This is a genomic window from Terrisporobacter sp., assembly GCF_017888745.1.
Classification (GTDB): domain Bacteria; phylum Bacillota; class Clostridia; order Peptostreptococcales; family Peptostreptococcaceae; genus Terrisporobacter.
In genome coordinates this window covers 1-1,188 of record NZ_JAGHFM010000399.1, presented here as the reverse complement: position 1 = coordinate 1,188, position 1,188 = coordinate 1, and the positions used below count along the sequence as shown (strand labels likewise).

2 protein-coding genes are annotated in these 1,188 nt (G+C 34.7%); both read left to right on the top strand.

The window, feature by feature from the left end:
* Positions 1 to 56 precede the first annotated feature (56 nt).
* Positions 57 to 332 (top strand): CBO2463/CBO2479 domain-containing protein, encoded by a 276-nt coding sequence (locus J7G74_RS16430; protein WP_297137390.1) that lies wholly within the window; start codon positions 57 to 59, stop codon positions 330 to 332.
* Positions 333 to 449: 117 nt separating this feature from the next.
* Entirely contained in the window at positions 450 to 1,175 is a 726-nt protein-coding gene (gene prdB, locus J7G74_RS16425) for a D-proline reductase (dithiol) protein PrdB (protein WP_297137388.1), read from the top strand.
* Positions 1,176 to 1,188: the final 13 nt, after the last annotated feature.

Below are 1,188 nucleotides of genomic sequence, written 5' to 3'. Positions count from 1 at the left end.
CACTACCAATGAGTCAAAAGCGTAAGGAAAAATATAGCTAGGAAGAACTGACTAAAATGGAAAATAAATTAAAATATGGAGATAAAATTCTTTATATGGAAGGTGTTATTGTAGAAGTTCACGATGGCTGCGTTGCAGTTGATCTAAAGGGGCGTCTAGGATATTTAAAAGTTCCTATGAGAATGTTAATTTCCGATTATGAAGTAAAAGTTGGTCAAGAAGTAGGCTTTAATATGAGCTTTATTGAACAACTAGGAGATGAGATAAACGAAAAATATATCTCAAATCTTATGACTAGAAATAAAAAAATCGACGAAATGTCTAACAAATAAATTTACTCAAAACCTGTATATTCATTTTTAAATAAAATACTGCTTTGGGTAAGAAATTAATTAAAACTCACTTGCATAATCAATTGCAAGGGAATTAAATTAAAAGGGGGAAAAAAGATGAGTTTAACAGTAGTTAAAGGAATGCAATCAGAAATATTCGTTCCAATAACACCACCTTCAGTTTGGGCTCCTGTAACTAAGCCTTTAAGCGAGATGAAAATAGCTCTTGCTACTGCTGCTGGTGTTCATCATAAAGATGACAAGCGTTTTAATTTAGCTGGTGACTTTTCATTTAGAGAAGTTAGAGATAATATGTTATCTAGCGATCTTATGGTATCTCATGGTGGATACGATAACGGAGATGTTAACAAAGATATAAACTGTATGTTCCCAATAGATAGATTACATGAACTTGCAGCTGAAGGATTTATAGGTGGAGTAGCACCAGTTCATATAGGATTTATGGGTGGTGGTGGAAACCAACAAAAATTCAAAGAAGAAACTGGTCCAGAAATAGCTAGAATATTAAAAGAAGAAGGCGTAGACGGCGTACTTCTTACAGCTGGCTGAGGTACTTGCCACCGCTCTGCAGTTTTAGTGCAGAGAGCAATAGAAGAAGCTGGTATACCAACAGTAATAATAGCAGCTCTTCCTCCAGTAGTTAGACAAACAGGAACTCCAAGAGCAGTTGCTCCACTTGTTCCAATGGGTGCTAATGCTGGTGAACCAAACAATAGAGAAATGCAATACAACATAGTAAAAGATACTTTAGTTCAATTACATGAAATACAAACTCCAGGTAAGATCGTTCCATTACCTTATGAGTATGTAGCTAAAGTTTAATATTTGCATATAT

Bases quoted from the DNA above. Each gene is read 5' to 3' on its own strand.
- J7G74_RS16430 (WP_297137390.1), top strand. From the start codon at position 57: ATGGAAAATAAATTAAAATATGGAGATAAAATTCTTTATATGGAAGGT.